The 23182-nt window shown below is 67.9% G+C and carries 30 protein-coding genes and 2 tRNA genes; 20 read left to right on the top strand and 12 right to left on the bottom strand.

Features of this window, described 5'->3' with window-relative positions; all coding sequences use genetic code 11:
• Position 1: 1 nt before the first annotated feature.
• Positions 2-451: a hypothetical protein gene (locus L593_RS05210; protein WP_020445894.1), complete on the bottom strand. Its 450-nt coding sequence runs from the start codon at positions 449-451 to the stop codon at positions 2-4.
• A gap of 220 nt (positions 452-671) precedes the next feature.
• On the opposite strand from L593_RS05210, the gene L593_RS05205 reads away from it, so the two are divergent.
• From L593_RS05205 to L593_RS05140, 14 genes are all read left to right on the top strand, one after another.
• Positions 672-755, top strand: a tRNA-Ser gene (locus L593_RS05205).
• Between the two features lie 173 nt (positions 756-928).
• Positions 929-1465, top strand: coding sequence for a 30S ribosomal protein S13 (locus tag L593_RS05200; protein ID WP_020445893.1), 537 nt, complete (start codon positions 929-931; stop codon positions 1463-1465).
• On the top strand, positions 1466-1990 hold the full coding sequence (locus L593_RS05195) for a 30S ribosomal protein S4 (RefSeq protein WP_020445892.1): 525 nt from the start codon (positions 1466-1468) through the stop codon (positions 1988-1990).
• 1 nt (position 1991) lies between these two features.
• Entirely contained in the window at positions 1992-2381 is a 390-nt protein-coding gene (locus tag L593_RS05190) for a 30S ribosomal protein S11 (protein WP_020445891.1), read from the top strand.
• A gap of 4 nt (positions 2382-2385) precedes the next feature.
• Positions 2386-3168: a DNA-directed RNA polymerase subunit D gene (locus L593_RS05185; protein ID WP_020445890.1), complete on the top strand. Its 783-nt coding sequence runs from the start codon at positions 2386-2388 to the stop codon at positions 3166-3168.
• Positions 3169-3382: 214 nt separating this feature from the next.
• Positions 3383-3467 (top strand) — tRNA-Leu (locus L593_RS05180).
• Positions 3468-3494: 27 nt separating this feature from the next.
• Complete coding sequence (locus L593_RS05175; RefSeq protein WP_020445889.1) at positions 3495-3845, top strand: 50S ribosomal protein L18e; 351 nt, start codon at positions 3495-3497, stop codon at positions 3843-3845.
• The gene (locus tag L593_RS05170) at positions 3842-4279 is read left to right on the top strand and encodes a 50S ribosomal protein L13 (protein ID WP_020445888.1); all 438 of its coding nucleotides are present in this window, start codon (positions 3842-3844) and stop codon (positions 4277-4279) included. Before L593_RS05175 ends, L593_RS05170 begins: the two co-directional genes overlap by 4 nt.
• A complete protein-coding gene (locus L593_RS05165) occupies positions 4273-4668 on the top strand; it encodes a 30S ribosomal protein S9 (protein WP_020445887.1) in 396 nt (131 codons plus the stop codon). The genes L593_RS05170 and L593_RS05165 overlap by 7 nt, the downstream gene beginning before the upstream one ends.
• 7 nt (positions 4669-4675) lie before the next feature.
• Positions 4676-4876 carry a DNA-directed RNA polymerase subunit N gene (locus L593_RS05160; protein ID WP_020445886.1) on the top strand — a complete coding sequence of 67 codons (201 nt, stop codon included), beginning with the start codon at positions 4676-4678 and terminating at the stop codon, positions 4874-4876.
• A complete protein-coding gene (locus L593_RS05155; RefSeq protein ID WP_020445885.1) occupies positions 4873-5049 on the top strand; it encodes a DNA-directed RNA polymerase subunit K in 177 nt (58 codons plus the stop codon). Before L593_RS05160 ends, L593_RS05155 begins: the two co-directional genes overlap by 4 nt.
• Positions 5050-6252, top strand: a complete 1203-nt coding sequence (gene eno / locus L593_RS05150; RefSeq protein WP_020445884.1) for a phosphopyruvate hydratase — start codon at positions 5050-5052, stop codon at positions 6250-6252.
• Entirely contained in the window at positions 6249-7025 is a 777-nt protein-coding gene (rpsB, locus tag L593_RS05145) for a 30S ribosomal protein S2 (RefSeq protein WP_020445883.1), read from the top strand. The genes eno and rpsB overlap by 4 nt, the downstream gene beginning before the upstream one ends.
• A gap of 165 nt (positions 7026-7190) precedes the next feature.
• Positions 7191-7481 (top strand): DUF433 domain-containing protein, encoded by a 291-nt coding sequence (locus L593_RS05140; protein WP_020445882.1) that lies wholly within the window; start codon positions 7191-7193, stop codon positions 7479-7481.
• A 155-nt stretch (positions 7482-7636) separates the two neighbouring features.
• On the opposite strand, the gene L593_RS05135 is transcribed toward L593_RS05140, so the two are convergent.
• From L593_RS05135 to L593_RS05125, 3 genes are all read right to left on the bottom strand, one after another.
• Positions 7637-8335: a CPBP family intramembrane glutamic endopeptidase gene (locus L593_RS05135; protein WP_020445881.1), complete on the bottom strand. Its 699-nt coding sequence runs from the start codon at positions 8333-8335 to the stop codon at positions 7637-7639.
• 4 nt (positions 8336-8339) lie between these two features.
• Positions 8340-8633 carry a DUF5789 family protein gene (locus tag L593_RS05130; protein WP_020445880.1) on the bottom strand — a complete coding sequence of 98 codons (294 nt, stop codon included), beginning with the start codon at positions 8631-8633 and terminating at the stop codon, positions 8340-8342.
• A 77-nt stretch (positions 8634-8710) separates the two neighbouring features.
• Positions 8711-10732: an ATP-binding protein gene (locus L593_RS05125; RefSeq protein WP_020445879.1), complete on the bottom strand. Its 2022-nt coding sequence runs from the start codon at positions 10730-10732 to the stop codon at positions 8711-8713.
• Positions 10733-11062: 330 nt separating this feature from the next.
• On the opposite strand from L593_RS05125, the gene L593_RS05120 reads away from it, so the two are divergent.
• A complete protein-coding gene (locus L593_RS05120; protein WP_020445878.1) occupies positions 11063-12232 on the top strand; it encodes an MFS transporter in 1170 nt (389 codons plus the stop codon).
• Positions 12233-12364: 132 nt separating this feature from the next.
• Here the strand turns inward: L593_RS05120 and L593_RS05115 are convergent, their stop codons facing one another.
• On the bottom strand, positions 12365-12736 hold the full coding sequence (locus tag L593_RS05115; protein WP_049893869.1) for an Hsp20/alpha crystallin family protein: 372 nt from the start codon (positions 12734-12736) through the stop codon (positions 12365-12367).
• A gap of 275 nt (positions 12737-13011) precedes the next feature.
• On the opposite strand from L593_RS05115, the gene L593_RS05110 reads away from it, so the two are divergent.
• Positions 13012-13452 carry a bis(5'-nucleosyl)-tetraphosphatase gene (locus L593_RS05110; RefSeq protein ID WP_020445876.1) on the top strand — a complete coding sequence of 147 codons (441 nt, stop codon included), beginning with the start codon at positions 13012-13014 and terminating at the stop codon, positions 13450-13452.
• Between the two features lie 135 nt (positions 13453-13587).
• Positions 13588-13959, top strand: a complete 372-nt coding sequence (locus L593_RS05105) for a hypothetical protein (protein ID WP_020445875.1) — start codon at positions 13588-13590, stop codon at positions 13957-13959.
• Positions 13960-13983: 24 nt separating this feature from the next.
• On the opposite strand, the gene L593_RS05100 is transcribed toward L593_RS05105, so the two are convergent.
• The 3 genes from L593_RS05100 to L593_RS15890 form a co-directional block, all read right to left on the bottom strand.
• Positions 13984-15294 (bottom strand): DNA double-strand break repair nuclease NurA, encoded by a 1311-nt coding sequence (locus L593_RS05100; protein ID WP_020445874.1) that lies wholly within the window; start codon positions 15292-15294, stop codon positions 13984-13986.
• 56 nt (positions 15295-15350) lie between these two features.
• Entirely contained in the window at positions 15351-16112 is a 762-nt protein-coding gene (locus L593_RS05095; protein ID WP_020445873.1) for a proteasome assembly chaperone family protein, read from the bottom strand.
• A 90-nt stretch (positions 16113-16202) separates the two neighbouring features.
• Positions 16203-16661, bottom strand: a complete 459-nt coding sequence (locus L593_RS15890; protein ID WP_020445872.1) for a dihydroneopterin aldolase family protein — start codon at positions 16659-16661, stop codon at positions 16203-16205.
• A 174-nt stretch (positions 16662-16835) separates the two neighbouring features.
• Between L593_RS15890 and azf the strand changes: the two genes are divergently transcribed.
• Positions 16836-17606: an NAD-dependent glucose-6-phosphate dehydrogenase Azf gene (gene azf / locus L593_RS05085; RefSeq protein ID WP_020445871.1), complete on the top strand. Its 771-nt coding sequence runs from the start codon at positions 16836-16838 to the stop codon at positions 17604-17606.
• A gap of 12 nt (positions 17607-17618) precedes the next feature.
• Here azf and L593_RS05080 read toward each other — a convergent pair whose 3' ends face one another.
• The 4 genes from L593_RS05080 to L593_RS05065 form a co-directional block, all read right to left on the bottom strand.
• Entirely contained in the window at positions 17619-18020 is a 402-nt protein-coding gene (locus L593_RS05080; RefSeq protein WP_020445870.1) for a VOC family protein, read from the bottom strand.
• 43 nt (positions 18021-18063) lie between these two features.
• On the bottom strand, positions 18064-18675 hold the full coding sequence (locus L593_RS05075) for a DUF309 domain-containing protein (RefSeq protein WP_020445869.1): 612 nt from the start codon (positions 18673-18675) through the stop codon (positions 18064-18066).
• A 40-nt stretch (positions 18676-18715) separates the two neighbouring features.
• Positions 18716-18961: a hypothetical protein gene (locus tag L593_RS05070; protein ID WP_020445868.1), complete on the bottom strand. Its 246-nt coding sequence runs from the start codon at positions 18959-18961 to the stop codon at positions 18716-18718.
• A gap of 69 nt (positions 18962-19030) precedes the next feature.
• Positions 19031-19813 (bottom strand): alpha/beta fold hydrolase, encoded by a 783-nt coding sequence (locus tag L593_RS05065; protein ID WP_020445867.1) that lies wholly within the window; start codon positions 19811-19813, stop codon positions 19031-19033.
• A gap of 453 nt (positions 19814-20266) precedes the next feature.
• Here L593_RS05065 and L593_RS05055 point away from each other — a divergent pair, with 453 nt between their 5' ends.
• Both L593_RS05055 and L593_RS05050 read left to right on the top strand, forming a co-directional pair.
• Positions 20267-20509, top strand: coding sequence for a hypothetical protein (locus tag L593_RS05055; RefSeq protein ID WP_020445865.1), 243 nt, complete (start codon positions 20267-20269; stop codon positions 20507-20509).
• A complete protein-coding gene (locus L593_RS05050; protein WP_020445864.1) occupies positions 20509-22776 on the top strand; it encodes a CDC48 family AAA ATPase in 2268 nt (755 codons plus the stop codon). The genes L593_RS05055 and L593_RS05050 overlap by 1 nt, the downstream gene beginning before the upstream one ends.
• Positions 22777-23182 lie beyond the last annotated feature (406 nt).

Raw genomic sequence — 23182 nt, 5'->3', positions numbered from 1 at the left:
CCTACTCCTCCCGGTCGACGCCGCTGACCCCGAGTTCTGCGCCGAGCGCGCCGAGCGCACCGCCGAGAGCGACTAACAGCGCGACGAGTCCGGCGGTGATCGCGAGAAACAGTGCCAGCTCGGCGCCGGCCGGATCGGTCGGGACCGAGAGCGGGTACGGGCTCGGGAGCGCGGAGACGCTGGCGAGGGCGAACTGCAGCGGCGCCGCCAGCGCGAGCGTCGCGACGCCGGCCGTGGCACCGGCGCGCGGTCCGGCGTTGTGGAGGTACCCCGCGACGAGCGGGCCGAGGAGGGCCATCGCGGCGAACGCCTCTGGAAGGAGCGTCCAGGCGAGCATCGATACCGCGGCGCCGAAGACGACTGCGAGCGGGAGGGCACGACCCCCGGTCGGGCCGAGCAGGCGGGCCTGGATGCCCCCGGCCGATCGGGCGTCGGAGGTGGGCGTGTGCATCTGTGTGCGATGTCACATTGGGTCCCGTCGGAAAAGAGGCCACTGGTGGGTGCCAGAAGGTGAGAAGGACCTTGGTGCCAGAACGTGGGACGGACGTGCGATCCAGCCGGCCGCTCGGCTTCGGTGCGCTTAAGTAGCCAAACCGGGAAGCCAACACCGCGACACACCTGCAGGGGAGCCGGTCCCCGAGTCCGCGAGGGCGCGAGTGACAGAGAGGCAGGTCGTGGTAGCCTAGCCTGGCCCAAGGCGCAGGGTTGCTAACTCTGTGGCGCAAGCCTCCGGGGTTCAAATCCCCGCCACGACGCTCAGTGACTCGCCGCCCGCAGTCCCCCGGATCGCCGGGGCGCGGTCGGCAGGCCTCGCCGCGACGCACGCCGCACCCAGCGGGAACCGCCCACGGTGCGACGCTCGCCTCGCGGTTCGCGGTCAACACACCGAAGCGAGACGCGCGATGCGTCCAACCGCTTCACCCAACACATGAGCGCAGAAGACACACCAGACGACGAAGACGAGGACCTTCGATACTTCGTCCGCATCGGGCAGACGGACCTCGATGGGACGAAGTCCGTCGAGCGGTCCCTCACGGAGATGAACGGCATCGGCCGTCGAACGGCTCGCATCATCGCCGAGGAGGCCGGCGTCGACCGCCGCGCCACCTTCGGTGCTCTCGACGACGACGTCATCGAATCGGTCGTCGAACTCGTCGAGTCCATCGAGGACGAGATTCCCGAGTGGATGGTCAACCGCCCCAGCGACTACTACACGGGCGAGGCCACCCACGAGACCGGGAACGACCTCTCGATGACTCGACAGCACGACATCAACCGCATGAAGAAGATCGACTCCTACAAGGGCGTCCGCCATCGCGGCGGCCACAAGGTCCGCGGACAGCGCACCAAGTCCACCGGCCGTACCGAGGGGACGATCGGCGTCAACGTCGAGGAGATCAAGGAGGACATGGCGGCGGAGGCCGCCGAAGAGGCCGAGGAAGAAGACGACGAGGGTGGTCTCTAAATGCCGCTTGGTAGTTCCACCAAGCAGTACGAGACGCCGAACCACCCCTGGCAGGGCGAGCGCATCGCCGGCGAGCACAACCTCGTCGAGCGCTACGGCCTCGCCAACAAGGAAGAACTCTGGCGCGCCCAGTCCGAGCTACGCGACCTCCGCCGGGAGGCCCGCGAACTGCTCGGTCGCGCTGGCGGCGACGCCGACGCAGCGACCCAGGAGGGCGCTGAGTTCCTCGCCCGCCTCAAGCGCTACGGCGTCCTCGACGAGTCCGAGGCGCTGGACGACGTCCTGTCCCTGGAGATCACCGACGTACTCGAGCGTCGCCTCCAGACCGTCGCCTACCGCAAGGGGCTGGCGAATACGCCTCAGCAGGCGCGACAGTTCATCGTCCACGGCCACGTGACGATCGACGGCCAGCGCGTCCAGCGACCGTCCTACACCGTGGAGGTCGACGAGGCGGCGGACATCGAGTTCGACGAGTCCAGCCCCCTCGCGGACGAGCTCCACCCCGAACGAGCGGAGGACCAGTAACATGGCAGACAACGACGACAAGTGGGGCATCGCCCACGTGCACGCATCGTTCAACAACACGATCCTGACGGTGACCGACCTCACCGGCGCGGAGACGATCGCGAAGTCCTCCGGTGGGGCCGTCGTCAAGCAGAACCGCGACGAGGCGTCGCCGTACGCGGCCATGCAGATGGCCGAGGAGATCGGCGAGGAGGTCCAGGAGGCCGGCTTCGAGGGCGTCCACGTTCGCGTCCGCGGCCCCGGCGGTAACCTCCAGAAGAGCCCCGGTCCGGGCGCACAGGCGACGATCCGCGCGCTCGCCCGTGCCGGCCTCGAGATCGGCCGCATCGAGGACGTCACCCCGATCCCACACGACGGATCGCGACCCCCGAAGGGCAAGAGCGGCTTCTAACACGATGACACAGGACTACGAGGTCGAGTACATCGAACGCGAGGAACGCGCCGCGCGCGTCCTCGTCCGGGGCATCAGCCCCGCCTTCGCCAACGGCATCCGCCGCGCGATGATCGCCGACGTGCCGACGATGGCGATCGAGACCGTGCGGATGATCGAGAACGAGTCGGTGATGTTCGACGAGCAGATCGGCCACCGCCTCGGACTCGTGCCGCTGACGACGCCGGTCGACGACTTCGAGATCGGCGAGGGCGTCACGCTGTCCCTGGACGTCGAGGGGCCCGACACGGCCTACTCCGGCGACATCGTCTCCAGCGACGAGCTGGTCCAGCCCGCCGAGGACAACGTGCCCATCATCGACCTCAAGGAGGACCAGCGCCTCGAACTCGAGGCCGACGCGGTCCTCGATCGCGGGCGCGAGCACGCGAAGCACCAGGGCGGCGTCTCCGTCGGCTACCGACACCTCCAGTACGTCGAGGTGCTCGGCGACCGCGGCGAGTACGAGGACGACGAACCCCACGTCCTGCGCGGCGTCATCGAGGAGCGTGCACCCGAGCACGCTGCCGACGACGACGCCGAGGAGGGCGACCTCGTCGCGACCGACGCGTTCGACAACGACCTCACGAACCGGTACCCCGGCAAGGAGCTCGAAGTGCACGACGTCCCCGAGGCGTTCGTGTTCCACGTCGAGACCGACGGGTCGCTGGACGTCGAGACGCTCGTGACGGAGGCCATCGGCTCGCTCGGCGACCGCGCCGACGAGCTCGAGGAAGCCGTCCAGCTCTAACGGACCGCATCGAACGACCACACAACCGACACAGCACAGATGACCCTTCGAACCCACCACACGCGGCTCGCACGCGGCTCGCCTGAAGCCGCTGCCACCGGGAGCGCTCGCGCCGGCCGAACGGCCGGCGGTGTCGCTGCCATCGCCGGGAACGTCCCGACAGATCGCCGCACCGAAAGGGGTTTGAAGGCCTGCGATCAACGGACGGATGCGCGCAGGGATAGCCAAGTCAGGTCAACGGCGCAGCGTTCAGGGCGCTGTCCCGTAGGGGTTCGCAGGTTCAAATCCTGCTCCCTGCATCCGTCCGCTTCTCACCGAATTCATCCATGAGCAAGACGAATCCACGTCTCACCAGTCTCGTCGCCGACCTCAAGTCGGCGGCTCGCGAGACCGACGCCGACGTGTGGAGCGACGTCGCCGACCGTCTCCAGAAGCCTCGACGTACCCACGCCGAGGTCAACCTCGGCCGCATCGAGCGGTACGCCGACGAGGACGAGACCGTCGTCGTGCCGGGCAAGGTGCTCGGCAGCGGCTCGCTGCGCAAGGCGGTCACGGTCGCCGCGGTCGACTTTAGTTCGTCCGCACAGACCAAGATCGAGCAGGTCGGCGAGACTACGACACTCGAACAGGCAATCCAGAACAACCCCGAAGGATCCAACGTCCGGGTGATCCGATGAGCGCCGCCGAGTTCGAGGCGGACCTCGTCGTCGACGCCCGCGACGCCATCCTCGGTCGCGTCGCCAGCCAGGTCGCGCAGGCGGCCCTGGACGGCGACTCGGTCGCGATCGTCAACGCGGAAGGCGCCGTCATCACCGGCGATCGCGAGGACATCTTCGCGAAGTATCGCAAGCGACGCGAGATCGGGAGCGACCGTGGCCCGGCCTACCCCAAGCGCCCGGACACGATCATGAAGCGCACCGTGCGCGGCATGCTCCCCCACAAGAAGCAGCGAGGCCGAGAGGCCCTCGGACGGGTTCGCGCCTACGTCGGGAACCCGAACGACCAGGAGGCCGAACACCTCCCGGACACCTCGCTGGATCGACTCTCGAACATCCGCTTCGTCCACCTGGGCGAGGTCAGCGAGCAACTCGGAGCCAACGTCACATGGTAACGAACACTAGCGGCAAGAAGAAGACCGCCATCGCTCGCGCGACCGTTCGCGAGGGCGAGGGTCGCGTTCGCATCAACTCGGAGCCCGTCGAACTGCTCGAGCCGGAGACGGCGCGCCTGAAGGTCCTCGAACCCTTCCGCGTCGTCGACGGCATCCGCGACGACGTCGACATCGAGGTCGACGTCGAGGGCGGCGGCGTGATCGGGCAGGCCGACGCGGCCCGGACCGCGATCGCACGGGGCATCGTCGAGCACAGCGGCGACGCCGAACTCCGCGACGCGTACATGGAGTTCGACCGGACGCTGCTCGTCAACGACGTCCGTCGCTCCGAACCCAAGAAGTGGGGCGGCCCCGGCGCACGGGCCCGCTACCAGAAGTCCTACCGGTGATCTAACCATGATGGTCCCAGTTCGCTGTTTCACGTGCGGCAACGTCGTCGGCGAGCACTGGGAGGAGTTCAAGGCTCGGACGCGCGAGGCCGAGGAGCCCGAGGACCCGGAGAAGGTCCTCGACGACCTCGGCGTGGACCGCCACTGCTGCCGGCGGATGCTCGTCTCGCACAAGGACCTCGTCGACATCGTGGCTCCCTACCAATGACACAGCGCTTCACCCGCTACGAGCGGGCACGGATCCTCGGCGCGCGAGCGCTGCAGGTCTCCTACGGCGCGCCGGTGCTCATCGACACCGACCAGACGGAACCGATCCTCGTCGCTGCCGAAGAGTACGACGCGGGCGTGCTCCCGTTCACGGTCGATCGGGGTGACGCGTAGGTGGTGCTGATCACCGACGTCCGGCTCCGCCGGATCCTCGACTCCCGCGGCAATGCGACGGTCGAGGCCGACGTACTCACCGAGACCGGCGGCTTCGGCCGCGCGGCGGCGCCATCCGGCGCTTCCACGGGCGAGTACGAGGCCATCGAACTGCCCGCTGCCGAGGCCATCGCCGCGGCACGCGAACACGCGATCCCGCGACTCGTCGGTGAGGTCCACGTCGGCGACCAGCGCTCTGTCGACCGGACGCTGCGCGCTGCTGACGGCACCGACGACTTCTCCGAGATCGGCGCGAACTCCGCGGTCGCCATCTCGATGGCCGCCGCGAAGGCCGCCGCCGACACGCTCGGTGCGCCGCTGTACCAGCACCTCGGCGGTGCGTTCCGCGGCGACTCCTTCCCGACGCCGCTCGGCAACGTCGTGGGCGGCGGCGAGCACGCTGCCGACGCGACGCACATCCAGGAGTTCCTCTCCGCACCCGTCGGCGCCCCGAACGTCCAGGAGGCAGTGTTCGCGAACGCGGCGGTCCACGCCCGCGTCGCGGAGCTACTCCACGAGGACGGCATCGCGGCCGGCAAGGGCGACGAGGGCGCCTGGGCGCCGTCGATCGACGACGCCGAGGCGTTCGACCTGGTCGAGCAGGCCGTCGACGACGTCGAGGACGAGGTCGGCTTCGAGATCCGCTTCGGCCTCGACGTCGCCGGCGCCGAACTCTACGAGGACGGCGAGTACCACTACGGCGAGGAGACCCGCTCCACCGAGGAGCAGATCGACTACATGGTCGACCTCATCGAGGAGTACGACCTCGTCTACGTCGAGGACCCACTCGACGAGAACGACTACGAGGCCTTCGCCAACCTCACAGACCGAGTGGACGGCGACCGGACGCTGATCTGTGGCGACGACCTCTTCGTGACGAACGTCGAGCGCCTCCAGACCGGCATCGACACCGGCGCCGCCAACTCCATCCTGATCAAGCCCAACCAGATCGGCACGCTGACCGACGCGGTCGACGCGATCGAACTGGCTCGCGAGAACGGGCTCGCCTCGGTCGTCTCCCACCGCTCGGGCGAGACCGAGGACGCGACGATCGCACACCTCGCCGTCGCGACGGACGTCCCCTTCATCAAGACGGGCGCCGTCGGCGGCGAGCGGACCGCGAAGCTCAACGAACTCATCCGGATCGACGACGACGCAACATGAGTAACAACGACAACGAAATGGAGGGGCTCGACGCCGAGGAAGCGGAGGCCGACGAGGCGTCCGCCGCCGAGGCAACCGAAGAGCCCACCGACGCACCGGACGCGGCAGACGCCGACGCCGAGGCCGCCGAGGCCGAGGACGAGGCGGCCGCCGACGAACCACAGCTCGACGACGACGTGCTCGGCGACGAGGAGGCCGACCTGCTGATCCCCGTCGAGGAGTACCTCGGCGCTGGCGTCCACATCGGGACCCAGCAGAAGACCTCGGACATGGAGCGGTTCATCCACCGCGTCCGGACCGACGGCCTCTACGTGCTGGACGTCGCCCAGACCGACGGGCGCATCCGCACCGCCGCGGACTTCCTCTCGGGCTACGACCCCGAGCAGGTCCTCGTCGCGTCGTCCCGCCAGTACGGCCAGTTCCCCGCCGAGAAGTTCGCCGAGGCGATCGGCGCGCGGGCCCGCACCGGCCGCTTCATCCCGGGAACGCTGACGAACCCGAAGTACGACGGCTACATCGAGCCGGACGTCGTGGTCGTCACCGACCCGATCGGCGACGCCCAGGCCGTCAAGGAGGCCATCACCGTCGGGATCCCCGTGATCGCGATGTGTGACTCCAACAACGCCACGAGCAACGTCGACCTCGTCATCCCGACGAACAACAAGGGTCGCAAGGCCCTCTCCGTCGTCTACTGGCTGCTCGCCAACGAGACGCTCGACCGCCGCGGCGCGGAGCCGACCTACGCCCTCGACGACTTCGAGGGCGGCATCTGAACGCGGCATTCGAATTTCGTCACGGGCGCGATCGTTTGCGCGGACTTCTTCGAGGGTCGATTCGACTGGAAGCGGCTGCCACGTCGTTCGCGTACGAACTCCAGATTGCGCTACGCTCCAATCGCCACAGCCCTAAATACGATTGCGGCCCAACCTTCGTCCACTATGGCACAGGCGTCCCGCCGGATCGTCGCTGGGCAGGATTCGGAGCTCCACGACGAGCCCCACATCACTGACAGCCGAGTCACGGTCCGCTTCGTTCACGAGCGCGTGGAGGAGGGTGACCTGGGGCCGGCGAGTTTCGCAGAGCAGTACGGGGTCGACCTCGCAGACGTTTACCACGCCCTCGCGTACTATCACGACCACCCCGAGGAGATGCGCACCGTCGAGGAGCGCCGTTCGGAGACGATCGAGACGCATCGGGCTGACGCGATTACTGGTCCGGACGACGTGTGAGCTACCGGATCCTCGCGGACGAGACTATCGACCGCCAAGCCGTTGCTGGACTCCGGGCCGACGGTCACGACGTCGAGCACGTCGACGCGATTTCAAGCGACCTCCCGCAGGAGTAGATCGAGCGCCCTGTCTACGTGAACAGGAATTGGCGCTAACTATACCACGAACGGCAGCCACTCGAACCACCCGGCCGTCGTCTCGGGATCGAGCAGCGGATCGTGCAGGACCAGCCAGTCCAGCAGGATCAGTCCGAACCCGTGTGCCACGACGGAGGGCAACAGCGAGTTGGCGTGGTAGTCGGTCAGCCCGAAGAGGACGTCCGTCGGCCCCGAGAGCAGGAGTTCGACGGGCGGCTTGCTGGCGTGCAACAGCGCGTAGATCACGGGGCTGACGAACGCCACCCACGGGCCCTTCTCGCGCAGGCCCACACACAGGAGGCCACGGAAGAACGTCTCGCCGGCGATCACGAGGAAGAGCTGTTTGATCGCGTGAGTGAGGAACGGAACGGGCGCGGCGCTGTCGAGGCCCCACATCGGGTAGAACTCGCGAACGCCGGGGAGCGTCGAGCCGACGACGTAGAACGGGAGGACGAACGCCGACAGCAGGAGGGCGTCCTTGACGGCGCGACGGTCGACGCGCCAGCCCAGCCGGTTGCCGTGGGCCAGCGCGAACGCCATCGGGATCGCCAGGAACAGGAGCCCGTCTCGCAGGAGCCGCGCGTCGATTCCCTGGAGGGGAACGTTCATCCAGGCGATGGTCACGGCGCCGCCCAGGAGGACGGAGCGCTGGTACCAGGAGAGGGTGGCCAGCCGGTCCCGGAGGGCAGCCGTCCGGGCGTCGGCGGCCGTCGACACGGCGCTACTCCGTCGGGACTGGGCCGGTCCCGATCACGTCCTCGACCGTGCTCCGGAACTCGTCGTCGGTGGCGAAGTAGGTCGTCTCGACGTCGGCGAGCACGTCGGTGACGGTCCGCGGGCCGGAGGGCGTTCGGATCGTCGACCCGCCCTCGCGGCGCTGGATCTCGCTCTTCTGGAGGGGGAAGTGCAGCCGTGCGGTCACGCGGGCCAGCGGCGCGCCCTCGACGGGCGTCTGCTCGCCGAGTTCGACGGCGGGCTCTTCGGCCTCCTCGTCTTCGGCGTCGTCCTCGCTCATGCCCCGTGATTCTCCGGGACGGCAATTGTGCCTTTCGTTTCGGCGGGTCGCGATCGAGTGTCGCTCGCGATCGGACCTTACGGGTCCGGTGACGACCGAACGCAGAGCGAGACCGACTCGAAGGTGGCCGTGCAGTGCTCGCCAGGGATCGTACTGCAGACGGCGATCCCGGCGTGTATCGGGCCCTCGAGGGCGACCCGGCGCTGATCGACTGGCGTCCAGTCAGTCCCGTCGCGCGAGACGGACGCCGTGACTGTTCCGTCTGCAACCTCGAGTCTGGCCCAGTCGTGGGTGTCTGCGGCGTCGGCCACCGCCTGGCCGACGCCCAGTTCGTCGGGCGCGGGCCGCCACAACAGCGTGGTGCCCCGGCCCACTGATGGCCCGATCCCGGCGTACGCCGCGTCGGGGTCGACCGCGGAGCGCACCATGACGCCGCCGAAGCTCCACTCCGAGACGGCCTCGAGGTCCGCGATGCGAGCCTCGATCCGCACTGGCGGTTCCACAGTCCCGTAGGCGAACTGGAACTCGTTGACGTCCTCGATGATCGACCGGCCAGCGCCGGTGACGGTCCACTGGCCGGCGGTCCCGGTCGTGCTCGCCTCGCTCTGCTCGTCGTCGTATCCGATCGTCGCCGTCGAATCGAGGTTTCGTTGCGTCCACTCGCCCGCCGTCGACGGCGGGTCCTGGACCGTCGGGCAGTTCGCCAGTTCGATGCGGGCGCCGCCGCTCTCGCTCTCCGTGACGCGAACGTCCCACTCGAGACGGTCGGCGATCTCCGAGACCAGCCCGAGGCCGACCCCGGTGCCGGTATCGCTCGTACTGAAACCACGCTCGAGCACGGCGTCCCGGTCCGCTGCGGGGATGCCGGGGCCGTCGTCTTCGACGGCGAACCCGCCGTCCTCATCGAGGCACGTCACTTGTACGGTCACGTCGTCGCCGGCGTGCTGTACTGCATTCTTGAACAGGTTCTCGAGGACCGTTCGGAGCGTCCCGGGTGCGACCTGCACGACGGTCGACTCGGGGAAATCGAGGTCGAGCGTCGCGGCGTCGGTGCCAGTGAGTCGCCACACGTCACGTGCGACCGACGCGAGCGACGTCGAGGGAAGCGGGTCCTCCGCCTCCCTCGTCTCGGCGACGTCCTCGTCCTCGCTGGTCGCCACGGCTTTGAGATCGTCGAGCATCTCGTCGATGCGTTCGAGTGCGTCTTCGACCTCGTCGAGGAACTCCTCCTCGCCGGTCATGCGGGCCTGTTCGAGGTACCCCGTCGCCAGCGAGAGCGGCGTTCGGAGGTCGTGCGTGTAGCTCTCCGCGACGGCCTCGAGTCGGCGCTGCTGGTCGGCGATGCGTTCCTGGCGCTCGACGGAGTCTGTCACGTCCTCCGTATAGCCGACGAGGCCAGCGATCTCGCCGTCGTCGTCCCGCCAGACGTGTTTCGAGGTCTCGAGCCAGTGGGTGCCGTCAGTCGTCTCGAAGCTCTCGGACTTGGCGTCGAACCCTTCGCCCGTCCGGAGCACGTCGAGGTCCTCCTGGTAGGTCGCCTCGTCGTAGATCTCTGCGTCCGTCTTGCCGATGGCCTCCTCAGGCGGGATGTCACCTTGCTCGCGAGACTTCCGGAGGTGGCGCGCCTCGGCGTCTTTGACGTAGACCGATCCCTGGACCGTGGCGAGCAGCGCCTCGAGCGCCGCGCTGTCGGCCGCTTCCCACCGGCGGCGTTCGTACGCCTCGATGCGTTCGTCGACGGTCTCGCGCAGCGCCTCGGGGGGCTCCCTCGGCACGAAGCCGTCTGCGCCTGCCGCCGTGGCACGCCACGCGTCCCGGGCGTCGTCCCCGACGACGAGAATCGGCAGCCGCCCGTTACTGCCCCGGAGTTCGGCGACGACGTCCGGAGGCGACTCGGCTGCGATCGCGTCGGTGACGAGCACGCAGCCGACGGGCTGGGCTGCCTCGGCGTCGATCGACTGCAACGCTGCGGCCGCGTCGGACGCGACGTCGATCTGGTCGAGTCGACCGCCGAGCAGCGCGGCTTCGAGCGCGTCGGCAAGCGCCTCGTCGGTCGTGACGACGAGGCCGCGGGACGGACTGTGCAGCGGTGACGACAAAGGTAGGGACCGGTTGTCGGTTCCGACGTGAATACGTGACGGCCGGATGCCGACGGCAGCGGCGGTTGGCGATTGGCCGTATGCCCGCCGTTTCACGGCCGACCCGACTCGATCTTATCATCGACTGGACGCGGACGAAGGTCGATCGATCGCCGGCCGGTCGACGGCGTTACTGCGGTAGCGCGGGAAGCGGGTAGGCCCGCCGCGGTCGGAATACTCAAGCGACGCAGGCGTCCGACTGTCGAGATAGTTGATGACGACGGGACAGGCTGGCAGCGCCGCGGGGTCGGCAGCGACGGCCGTGGATGTGGCGCCGGGAGTGATCGCCCGATGGTGAGCGAGGAGCGCGGGTTCAAACTGTTCTACTTCATCCTCTTTGCCTCCTTCTCCGGCTACGTGATGTTCCGGAACGTGTTCCTCGACGAGATCGGACTCACGGGGACACAGATGGGGATCGTCGGCTTCCTCTTCCCGCTGTGTGGAATGATCGCCCAGCCGATCTGGGGGCTGATCGCCGACTGGAAGGGTGCGAGCAAGCCGATTCTCTACGTCTCGACGATCGTCGCCGCCCTCGCAGCCCTGCTCTACCCGCTTGCGCCGTTCGTCGGCGCGACGTTCGCGGCGGTCCTCGTCGCGACGGTGGTGTTCGCGACGTTTCGCGCGCCGGCGGTGCCGATCGCGAACGCGCTGGTGCTCTCCTCGGGAATGTCCTACGAGGGCGTCCGGGCCTACGGCTCGATCGCCTTCGGCCTCGCCGGCCTCGGCTTCGGCTTCCTGATCGGCATCACGGCGACGGAGGCCGTCTTCTACGCCTACACCGTTGGCACGCTGTTGCTCGCATTGTTGCTCACGCGACTCCCCGCCGACGATCCGGAGGCGCTCGGGGACGACCTCGACCTGGAGTCGATCCGACGGCTGCTCTCACGGCAGTTCTTCCTGCTGCTCGGCGCTGCCTTCTTCCTCGGCGTGATGACACCCGCGACGGCCGCCTTCTTCTCCGTCTACGTCCGCGCGATCGACCAGCCCGACACCATCACGGGGTTCGCGTGGTTCATCAAGACGGTCGCGGAGGCAGTCGCCTTCGTCTACGTCGCGCGGCGGGGCGGTGGCTCCTACCGCTGGTTGATGGCCGCTGCCGGCGTGTTCTACATGAGCACCTACCTCCTGCTGGCGACGACCGGTTCGATCGTCGTGGTCGTCTCCTCGCAGGTCATGCTCGGCCTCGGCTATGCACTCTTCAACCTCGCGTCGGTGAACCTGGCGCACTCGATCTCCCCGGCGGCGCTGAAGTCGACCGCCCAGAGTCTCCTGATGGTCGGCGGCGTCAGTGCCGGTCGGGCGATCGGGGAGCTGGTGACCGGCGTGCTCGTCGACGCCGTCGGCGTCCAGGCGATGTACGGCTACGTCGCGGTGCTCGGCGTGCTCGTCGTCGCCTTCTCGCTGGCGATCTCGGCCTCGACGGCGGCGGACGCGGAGCGGCAGGCCGCGGCGGAGGGCTAGTCGCAGGCGTGATCGACGTAGCAGCCAATCGAGGAACCACTCATGGCTGGTGCAGTATCCGCTCAACGCACTGGGTGGCGTCCACTCACGAAAAATCGGCGACTGTGGGGGATAGCGACGTGGTGGGATCGATTAGCCGCGCACTTCGATCTCCGTTCCCCGCGCGGTCGCACCGCTCTCCACGGGGAGCGTGATCTCGAGGACGCCGTTGGTGTACTCGGCGTCGATCTCCTCCTCGACGATCCGTTTCGGGAAGCGGAACCGTCGGTGATACGTCTTCTGCCGGCCGCGCTGTTCGTCCTCGTGCTCGGCAGAGACGTTGAGGACGCCGTCGTCCCAGCTGACGGCGATGTCCTCGAGGTCGAAGCCCGGAAGCTCGACGGTGAGCACGAACTCGTCGTCGGCCTCGTAGAGTTCGTAGTCGTCGCTTCCGGTCTCGAAGAGCTGGTTTGGCAGGTCGATACCACGGGTCCACGAGGTGGATGGTCGCATGGGAAGTGCCATGAGTCTCACCTCGAATACAGATAGTGCTATGGTTGCGATTCTACAAATATCTTTTCTTACCGGCCACCTCGTGGACCGCTCGGGGGATCCGTTCACCTCGAATTTGCGAACGGCGGTCCGTCGGGCAGGCCGAACGCGATCGGATAGCGGAGCGACACACTGGAGACGACTGCCGTTGCTGTCCGATAGCAAGCAACGCGATCCGCCACGTTCGAGGGAGCGACCGCTGCTCCCCTCCGATATTCCTTTACCACGCGACTGCCTATAGCCGTCAAATGCCAGTCGAAGCGACTAGCGCCGGCGCCATCCTCTATCGGGATACGCGCGGCCGGCGGGAGTACCTGCTCCTCAAATCTCGCCCGGGGGACTGGGAGTTCCCCAAGGGCGGGGTGGAGGGGGCAGAAGAGCTCCAGCAGACGGCGATCCGCGAGGTCGAGGAGGAGGCGGGCATCGAAGACTTCCGTCTCCTCGACGGCTTCCGCGACGAGTACGACTACGTGTTCGAAGCGAACGGCAACACGATCCACAAGACCGTCCACCTGTTCGTGGCGAAGTCCTTCGAGGCCTCCGCCGAACTCTCCCACGAGCACCGCGACCACCAGTGGCGCGACTACGAGCAGGCGATCAACACGATCACCCAGGACGGCCCCCGCGAAATCCTCGAAGACGCCCACGAGTTCATCGACGAACTCGAAGCGGAAGCCGAGGCCGAGTAGCGCGGCGGCGCGGATCGGACCCGTGTCGGGCACGACGAGCCGCTGCTCCGCGTGCCGACACCGAACGGGCCGCCAGCTGGTAGCTGTGATGGCCAACACGACGGCCTTTTGCACGGCCGTGGCGGACCCTGAGCTATGCTGCTGGTTCGGGGTAGGGCCGGCGGGACCGAGTTGACCGGGACGATCTACGAGCGCGGCGAGCGGGCGCCGACCTTCCGGGGTGCGCCCGAAGACGACGCCGCCTACGTCTGGGTCTGCGACGAGTTCTACGAGGTCGAGAGCGGCGGCTCCATCCAGGAGATCGACGGCCGAGAGATCCACGTCGCCTTCGAGTCGCCGATGCCCCGCGGGTTCGACACCCGCGACCAGGCCCTGGCGGCCGCTCGCGAGCACGTCCGGACGCAGTTCTCGCGCGTCGGCGTCGCGACGACCGACGTCGAGATCGAGGTCGTGGAGGACGCCGAGGTCGCCGCCGACGAGGGCGCGCCCGCCGAGCAGGACTCCTGAGTTGCCGTTCCCGGCGGACTGCTTCTAGCCGACCTCGCCGCCCCAGCGCCGGTCGTCGTAGTCCCGCATCCGGTCTGTGCCGAAGGCTTCGGCGAGGGCGTCTCTGAGGTCGTTCGTGCTGCGCTGTCCGATCCTCGCCAGCGAATCCGCCTTCGCGACCGCGGTCGGTGGACCGCGCTCCGCGGCGACCTCCCGGAGGACGAAGTCGGTGAGCGCGCTGCGGCAGTCCTCGTCCTCCGTGAGCGCGAGCGGCGCCTCGATCCGGTAGAGGAGGTCGTCGCGAGGGTCATAAAGCGCGAAGAAGGTGACCTCGTAGGCCTCGGGGTCGAGTTCGCGGTCGATGCCGAAGGCGCCCGGATCGGTCGTCCCCGTTCCGGGGTCGCCATTGCCGGCGAGGAGTCGGTCCGCGCCGCCGCGGGAGCGGAACCAGGAGGTGTAGGTCAGCGCGTCGGTGTCCCGCCGGCGTTCGCGGTGGGTCTCCCCGTGCTCGTCGACGGTCTCGACGAACTCGCCGCGTTCGAGCAGCCGGGTGAACAGCGCAGTGTCGCCGACCCACGGCGCCTGCTCCCCGCGCTCGCGGAGGGTACGGGTGATCGCCTTCGTCGCGGGGTTCTTCACGAAGCCGATGACTGGCACCTCGCGATCGACGGCTCGCTCGACCAGGTGGACGTAGTTCTCGATGACGTCACGCGGCTCGGGTTCGTCGTAGAGGAGGTCCCGGAGTTCCGGCGCGCGATCGGCCCAGTTGAGCATCCCCTTCGGGTAGATCGGTCCGTCGAGGACGAGCAGGTCCTCTACGGCGTCGAAGTGTGCGAGTGCGTGTTGGCTCTCCGCGAGGTACAGGGAGAGTTCGTGCACCACGCTCTCCTCGAAGCGCGGGACCTGGGGCGCGCGGAGGAGCTGGCTGTGGGTGTTGCCCTCGTCGAGGCGCTCCTCGATCTCCTCGACGCTCGCGAGGTCGCCGGAGTGGACCGTCGTGATGAGGGATCGCTGGCGGTGGAGGTCGAGATCCGACGGCTCGGCTGCCATCGCGGCCTGTGCGACGTCGAGCACGAGCCCGTTCTTGTAGGAGGTCGGGTTGATCGTGCCCGAGTCGAGGCCGTGGGCGGTCTCGAAGACCGGGTCTCGCAACGCGGCGACCTCGAGGTCGATCTCGCGAAGCTCCTGGTCGTCGAGTGGCCGCAGGACTGCGCGGCCGTCGTCGTCGCGGAGCGGGTCGAGGAACTCCTTCCAGACCGTCTCGGCGAACCGCTGGTGTTCGCGCTCGTCGATGCCGCGGCTGATCCGCCGGGCGTGCCTGGCGATGCCGCGGAAGTGGACCCGATCCAGCGTCATGGCCGACCGTTGCGCGGAATCGGTGAAAAGTGCGTGGGGTCGCAGCGAGGCGGGTCCTATCCGATGTACCGCAGGTCGTCCTCGGTCGGCGCCGGCGCCTGCTGCTGTTGTTCCATCTCGCGGATCTTCCCGACGACCTCCTCCATCTCGTCGGCACGGTCCTCGAGGTCCTCGTCGTCGACCTCGACGTCGAGGACGGCCTCCAGAACCTCCAGCACGGCCTGGGCGGACTTCGGATCGACGAGGTAGCCAGACGTCTCGCCCATCAGGCACGCGGCGTCGAGGCCGCGGCGGGCGCCCATGCCCAGCAGCAGGCCGCTGACGCCGACGATCCCGCCGGCGGGCTCGTCCTCGCGGAACTCGACGCCGTGTTCTTCGAGCGTCTCGACGATTTCCTCGCCGCTAGCGGCGCCGAGCACGTCGTACTCCTCGATCAGTTCGCCCGTGGGAACGCCGCCGAGCGCGTACACCTCGGACACGTCGAAGTCGTCGGCGACGTCGAGGATCGCGTCGGTGAGGTGGTAGTGGCCCTCGTTGCTCTGGGCCTGGTGGTCGCCCGTCAGCAGGAGGAGGTCGCGGCCCTCCGTCGAGACGGCGTGGAACTCCGCCGCCGCGAGGCTGGCGACGCCGTCGTCCCCGACGGTGACCTGCGGCGGGAAGTGTTCGGAGTGGATCCGACGCACCGTCTCCGCGTCGAGTTCGTCGCGGAGGTGCTCGGCCGCGAGTTTGCCCACGTGGCCGACGCCAGGGAGCCCCTCGACCAGCACCGCGTCCTCGAGGTCGACCTCGGCGGGTCGCTCGATCTCGAATTCGTCCATATTGGGGCGGAGGGGCCGCGACGTATCAACGCGTCGGTAGCAGGAGCCGATCCAGCGGCGACCGCCCCCGAGACCGGTCGATTCGCGCGATCACTCCCGCTCGACGTCCACCAGCGACATCAGCGGGTAGTCGCCCTCCGTCGCCATCTCGGCCCGGACCTTCGTGTCGGCCCGCTCGACCTCGACGATGGCGTCGAAGAGGGTTCCCGTGAGTTCGGTGTAGTCGGCCTCGTCGGTCGCGTCGCCGGCGGGTTCCTCGGCGTCGAGCGGTCCTGCGTCGGGAGATTCCGAACCGGCATCGCTGCTCGCCGGATCGGCCGTCTCGTCGAGGGGATTCAGGCCGGCGACGGCGCGTTCGATTCGCTCCTCCAGTGGCTGGACCTCGACGTTCTCACAGAACGGCTGGTTCTCGATCGACTCCGCCATCGCCGTGGCCAGGCTCTCCGCGCTCTCGGGGCTCACCGGCGTCCCCGCGAACTGGTGGTAGAGCGCGCCGAACTTGATGCCCGCCTCGAAGGCGGCCCGTTCGGCGTCCGTGGGCTCGGTCATGGCGTGCTGTGTGACCCCCTGTGGCAAGTCACTGCCGGAATCGGGTCTGGACGGTGCAATACCGATCGCGGGCAATCGTCACCCTCTACCCACCGTGCTGTCACTCAGCTGCTCACACGTTGACTACCGAAGCGTAACCCCCTTATCGGGTCCCTCCGTGGCTCCGACCGAGCGATGGACGAACCGGTCGTACTGACGGGGGCAGGTGGTCGCGTAGGTGCGGCCATTCTGGAGGGGATCGGCGAGGACTACGACTGGCGGCTGTTCTACCACAGCCACCCTGACGAGGTGCTCGCCGACGGCGAGGTGATCGTCGGCGACGTCGTCGAGGAGGAGAAGGTCCGGGACCTCGTCGAGGGCGCCGGCGCCGTCATCCACCTCGCGGGCGACCCCCGGCCGGAAGCGCCGTGGGACAGCGTCCTCGAGAACAACATCCACGGCACGAAGGTGATCATGGAGGCGGCCGCCGACGCGGGCGTCGAGAAGTTCGTCTACGCCTCCTCGAACCACGCCGTCGGCGCCTTCGAGACGAGCGAGCGAACGCCCGAGATGTACCGCCCGGGGGACGACTTCCGGCTCGACGGTACAGAGCTCCCACGCCCTTCGAACCTCTACGGCGTCTCCAAGGCTACCGGCGAGATCCTGGGCCGCTACTACTACGACCACTCCGAGATGGACGTCTGCTCCATCCGGATCGGGAACCTCACCAGGAACCACCCGCCGAAGGAGTACGAGCGCGGCCAGGCGATGTGGCTCTCCTACCGCGACTGCGCGCACCTCTTCGAGCGGAGTCTCGAGGCCGACTACGGGCACGCGATCGTTTACGGCATCTCCGACAACGAGCGGAAGTACTACTCGCTGGAGGGCGCGCGGGAGATCCTGGGGTACGAACCCCAGGACGACTCGGCCGATTTCACGTTCGAGGGCGAGCCGATCGAGGAGTGACTGCGCGCGCCGTCAGTCGTCGGTTAGCTGTGGATACGCGACCTCCCAGACGTGTCCGTCCGGATCCGCGAAGTAGCCGGAGTAGCCGCCCCAGAAGACTTCCTGTGCCGGCTTGACGAGGCGACCGCCGGCGTCCACTGCTTCCTGCAGCGTCTCGTCGACTTCCGCCTTCGTCTCGACGTTGTGCGCGATGGTCACGCCTGAAAACCCCGGCCCTTCGTCGGGAACGGTTGCGTCTTCCGCGAGTAGTTCCCGCGGATACAGCGAGAGCCAGGTTCCTTCGAGCGTGAAGAAGGCGACGTCACTGTCGGCTTCGCGATCCTGTAGCGGGAGTCCGAGTCCGTCCCGGTAGAACCGGATCGATTCTTCGAGGTCGTCGACGCCGAGGGTGACGAGCGAGATCGAGGGATCCATTTTCGAGAGAGACGGTGCACCGTTTGATAAAACTGCGCTCGGGTTACTCGAACAGCCCCTCGACGTCCCGATCGCGCGCTTCCTCCCGTTCGACGTGCCCGCGCAGCCGCTGGTGGACGATCCCCCGTGACTCCGCCGACGTGACGAAATCTTCCAGCAGCGCCTTCAGCCGCCCCTCGTTTTCGGTCGTGCCGTCCGCGACGCGCTCGGCCGCTCGCTCGCACACTGATTCGTCGAGTTCGTCGTCCTCGGCCACCGTCGCAGCAGCGATCCCCAGTTCAGTCGCCGACAGCTCCCCGACCGAAATCACCGCGCCGTCGATCGCCAGCGGCCAGGCCGGCGCGCGCTCGATGCGCTCGGGATCGGCGGCGAGCAGGTCGAGGTACTCCCGCGCTCGGACGAGGTCGACGCCGCGATAGTCCGCGGGGAGTTCGGCGAGGTAGTCCAGTGCGCTCTCCGCGAGGCCGACGGCGCCAGCCCAGTTCCGGTTCGTCGCGTGGTGGACCGCGGCGGTGTACTGGATCAGGCCGTGGAGCAGGCGCTCGTCGTCGGTACCGTCCTGGAGGTCCAGCCAGCGCTCCTCCCAGGCGTCGTGGGCGGCGTGGTACTCGCCGGCGTTGTAGACGGCGGCGCCGGCGCGGAGGCGCTGGTGCATGGCCGTGTGGACGCGTCGGCGCCTGAAAAATGCCGCCCGCTCAGAGGAGCGGTATCGCCACGATCGCTGCGCCGATCGCGAGCACGACGACGCCGATTCCGCGGAGGAGCCAGAGCCACTTCGCGTCGAACTGCCGCGGCTCGTCGTTCCCCCACTCGCCCCGGCGCCCCGAGGTCGGATCGAACGTGAACCACTGGAGTCGGAGAACCGCGCCGGGCGCGACGACGAGCGCGAGGCCGAGCACCGCGGCGAGTACGATCGCGAGGAGGTCCCGAGTCGTGTACATGGACGAAAACTGGGTGCGGCATCTGGAAAAAGGCTGCCGAACGCTCGCGGCGCGGGGCTGCCTGCGGCTTCAGCGATCGAGGTCGGTGACGAACCGGTAGATCGCGGTGTTGAACGCCTCTGGCTGTTCGAGCATCGCGAGGTGGCCGGCGTTCTCGAGGATCGCCAGCGCGGCGTCGGGGATTTCGCTCGCGAGGTAGTCGTGATAGCGCGGCGGCGTGAGCTGATCGCCTCCGCCGGCGATGGCGAGCGTGGGCACGTCGATCTCGTCGAGGCGGTCCCGCACATCGAACTCGTGGCAGGTCAGGAAGTCTCGCTCGGTGACCGCGCGCCCCGTTTCGCGCATGACGGTCTCGGAGGCGTCGACCAGTTCCGGGCTGGGATCGACGAAGAGCCGGCCCGGTGCGTGGAGGAACTCGATCGCGCGATCGAAGTCCTCGGCCAGCCACTCCCGGAGCGATTCGAGGACGGCGAGGCGGGCACCGGTGCCAGCCAGAATCAGGCCGTCGAGGTCGATCTCGTCGGTCCGTTCGAGCGCGACGTGCAGGGCGACGGCGCCGCCCAGCGAGTTCCCCGCAAGAATCCGGGCGTCCGTGGCGTCCGCAACAGCGATCACGTCGTCCGCGTACGCAGAGAGCGTCTCGTAGCCCGCGTTCGCGTCGACGTCGTCGGACTCGCCGTGCCCGCTCAGGTCGAGCGTCGTGATCGGGTGGTCGTCGGCGAGCCGGAACTGCGAGCGCCAGACGGCGTGTGAACCGCCGCTACCGTGGACGAAGAGCAGGGGCGAGCCCGAACCGCCGCGATCGGACTCGCGGTAGGCCGTGGTCCGCCCGTAGTGGCTAACCGTCTCCATACCGGTCATAGGTCGCGCCGTGGGATAAATCGCACCACGTTTCGATAGCGTCGCGATAGCATTCGTCCGGTGCAGGGGTGGCACGCGATCAATCAGGGGACGGTATTCGATCGGACCGGAGATGGTTTTTGATCGGGTCGGCGATGGTATTCGATCGGATCGGAGACGGTCCTCGATCGGGTCGGAGATCGTATTCGCTCGGTACGGCGACGTCGAATCCCCTGGGCCGTTCGTCCGGCGGCACCGAACGGTGCCGACTCCGGGTGGATGCTCCGTCCGGAATCCGGACGAAGTCACGACTTCCGTTCCGGCCTCGACGGTGTCTCGCGGCGATCGGAGTCCGTGAACTACAAATCCACTCCAGACCAAGATTAGATCGCGAATCGACCGACGCACCGGGGGTACATTGGCGTTAAGCTTAAATACTTATCGCACTTACGTATGGTTAGTCGAATGGAGCTACAACAGTTCATCAACGACGACGATCGGTCGGTCCACTCCGTCCGTCGAGACGGCGGTCAGACCGTCGTCGCGGACTTCGGCCCTGGCGCGGGGGACGCGTCGGTGGACGTGGTCGGCGACACTGCGATCGTCATGCACGGCGAGGAACAGACCGACATCGACCTCCCCGAGCCCGTCGCACGTGCGTTTATGGAAAACGGCGTGCTAACCATCGAACTGGAGGCCGACGAGTAATGAGACTGACTGTCAAACCCCTCAAACAGAAAGACGCAGGACGCGGACTCGCCGCGATCGACCGGCTCGCGATGGACGAGCTCGATCTCGAGAACGGCGACTACGTGCTGCTGGAAGGCCCTGGCGACGGGAAGGCCGTCGCTCGCGTCTGGCCCGGCTACCCCGAGGACCGCGGCAAGGACGTCGTGCGCGTCGACGGCCGCATCCGCAAGCAGGCCGGCGTTAGCGTCGACGACCGCGTGGACCTCGAGCCCGCGGACGTCCAGCCCGCCGACTCCGTGACGGTGGCGCTGCCCCAGAACCTCCGCATTCGGGGCAACATCGGCCCGCTCGTGCGCGACAAGCTGAGCGGCCGCGCCGTCGCGGAGGGACAGACGGTCCCCTTCCCGCTCTCCTTCGGTCCCCTCTCGGATTCCAGCCAGGCGGTCCCCGTGAAGGTCGCAGAGACCCAGCCCACCGGTACCGTCGTCATCACCGACTCCACGGAGGTCGTCGTCAGCGAGACGCCCGCCGAGCAGCTCACCGAGACCGGTGCGGATGCCGGCGACGGCGTCCCGGACGTGACCTACGAGGACATCGGTGGCCTCGACGACGAACTCGAGCAGGTCCGCGAGATGATCGAGCTGCCGATGCGCCACCCCGAGCTGTTCCGCCAGCTCGGCATCGATCCCCCGAAGGGCGTGTTGCTCCATGGCCCGCCGGGCACCGGCAAGACGCTGATGGCCCGCGCAGTCGCCAGCGAAATCGACGCCCATTTCGAGACGATCTCCGGCCCGGAGATCATGTCGAAGTACTACGGGGAAAGCGAGGAGCAGCTGCGTGACATCTTCGAGGAGGCCGAGGAGAACGAGCCCGCCATCGTCTTCATCGACGAACTCGACTCCATCGCGCCCAAGCGCGGTGAGGCCCAGGGCGACGTGGAGCGCCGCGTCGTCGCACAGCTCCTCAGCCTGATGGACGGCCTCGAGGAGCGGGGCCAGGTCACCGTCATCGCCGCGACCAACCGCGTGGACGACATCGACCCCGCGCTCCGGCGCGGTGGCCGCTTCGACCGCGAGATCGAGGTCGGCGTGCCAGACCGCGAGGGTCGCCGCGAGATCCTGCAGGTCCACACCCGCGGGATGCCCCTCGCCGACGGCATCGACCTCGACGAGTACGCCGAGAGCACGCACGGATTCGTCGGCGCGGACCTCGAGTCCCTGACGAAGGAGGCCGCGATGAACGCCCTCCGGCGCATCCGCCCCGAGATCGACCTCGAGGAGGAGGAGATCGACGCCGAGGTGCTCGACTCGTTGCAGGTCACCGAACGAGACCTCCGAGAGGCACAGAAGGGCATCGAGCCCTCCGCACTGCGGGAGGTCTTCGTCGAGGTTCCCGACATCACCTGGAACGACGTCGGCGGCCTCGAGGACACCAAGGAGCGCCTCCGCGAGACGATCCAGTGGCCACTCGAATACCCCGAGGTCTTCGAGGAGTTGGACATGCAGGCCGCCAAGGGCGTCCTGATGTACGGCCCGCCCGGGACGGGGAAGACCCTGCTCGCGAAGGCCGTCGCCAACGAGGCCCAGTCCAACTTCATCTCGGTGAAGGGACCGGAGCTGCTGAACAAGTTCGTCGGGGAGTCGGAGAAGGGCGTTCGCGAGGTCTTCAGCAAGGCCCGCGAGAACGCCCCGACCGTCGTGTTCTTCGACGAGATCGACTCAATCGCCGGCGAACGAGGACAGTCCGCCGGTGACTCTCAGGTCGGCGAGCGCGTCGTCTCACAGCTCCTGACGGAACTGGACGGCGTCGAGGCCATGGAGGACGTCGTCGTCATCGCGACGACCAACCGTCCGGACCTCATCGACAACGCCCTGCTCCGGCCCGGTCGCCTGGACCGCCACGTCCACGTGCCCGTGCCCGACGAGGAGGCCCGCCGCAAGATCTTCGAGGTCCACACGCGGAACAAGCCCATCGCCGACGACGTCGACCTCAACTGGCTGGCCCGCGAGACCGAGGGCTACGTCGGCGCCGACGTCGAAGCCGTCGCCCGCGAGGCCGCGATGGCCGCCAGCCGCGAGTTCGTCAACTCCGTCGACAAGTCCGAAGTCGCCGAGTCCGTCGGCAACGTCCGGATCAGCAAAGAGCACTTCGAGCACGCGCTCGAAGAGGTCAACCCCAGCGTGACCGACGACGTCCGGGAGCGCTACGAGGAGATCGAACAGCAGTTCGACCGGGACGAGCCGACCGAGCCCGCTGGACGGGACGCCGGCAGAACGTTCCAATAGAACCTTTTTCCAGGGCGCGGGTCGCCCGGCGACCCGCCCCCTCGAAAAACGTTCATGAAAAAGGCCCGCCGACTCGGGGCTTCGCCCCTCGCCGTCGGTGAACTGCGTTCCTGCAACCGCAACCGCCCAACTACTGACCACTGGCCTAGCCGTTCTGAAGCCCGCTATTCGCCCTCGCACGTCATCGACACCGAGTTTTCGGAGCAGCGTGTATGGGTGGCCTCTGAGGGTCTCGGCTCCAATATCTGGCCGCGGTCATCGTTCTCACGCAGATCGCCGAATCCCCGGCGAAACATCGTACTGGCGCCGGCGTTCCGCTGCCTTTACCAAGATACTTTACTCGGTGGTTTCTATAATTATTCACGTGATTTCTACAACGCTTCGTGGACGACGAACCGCGCTCGTC

The organism is Salinarchaeum sp. Harcht-Bsk1 (genome assembly GCF_000403645.1).
In the GTDB taxonomy this organism is placed as follows: Archaea; Halobacteriota; Halobacteria; order Halobacteriales; family Salinarchaeaceae; genus Salinarchaeum.
Note: the sequence above shows the minus strand (reverse complement) of the source record. Positions and strands in the feature narration are given on the sequence as shown.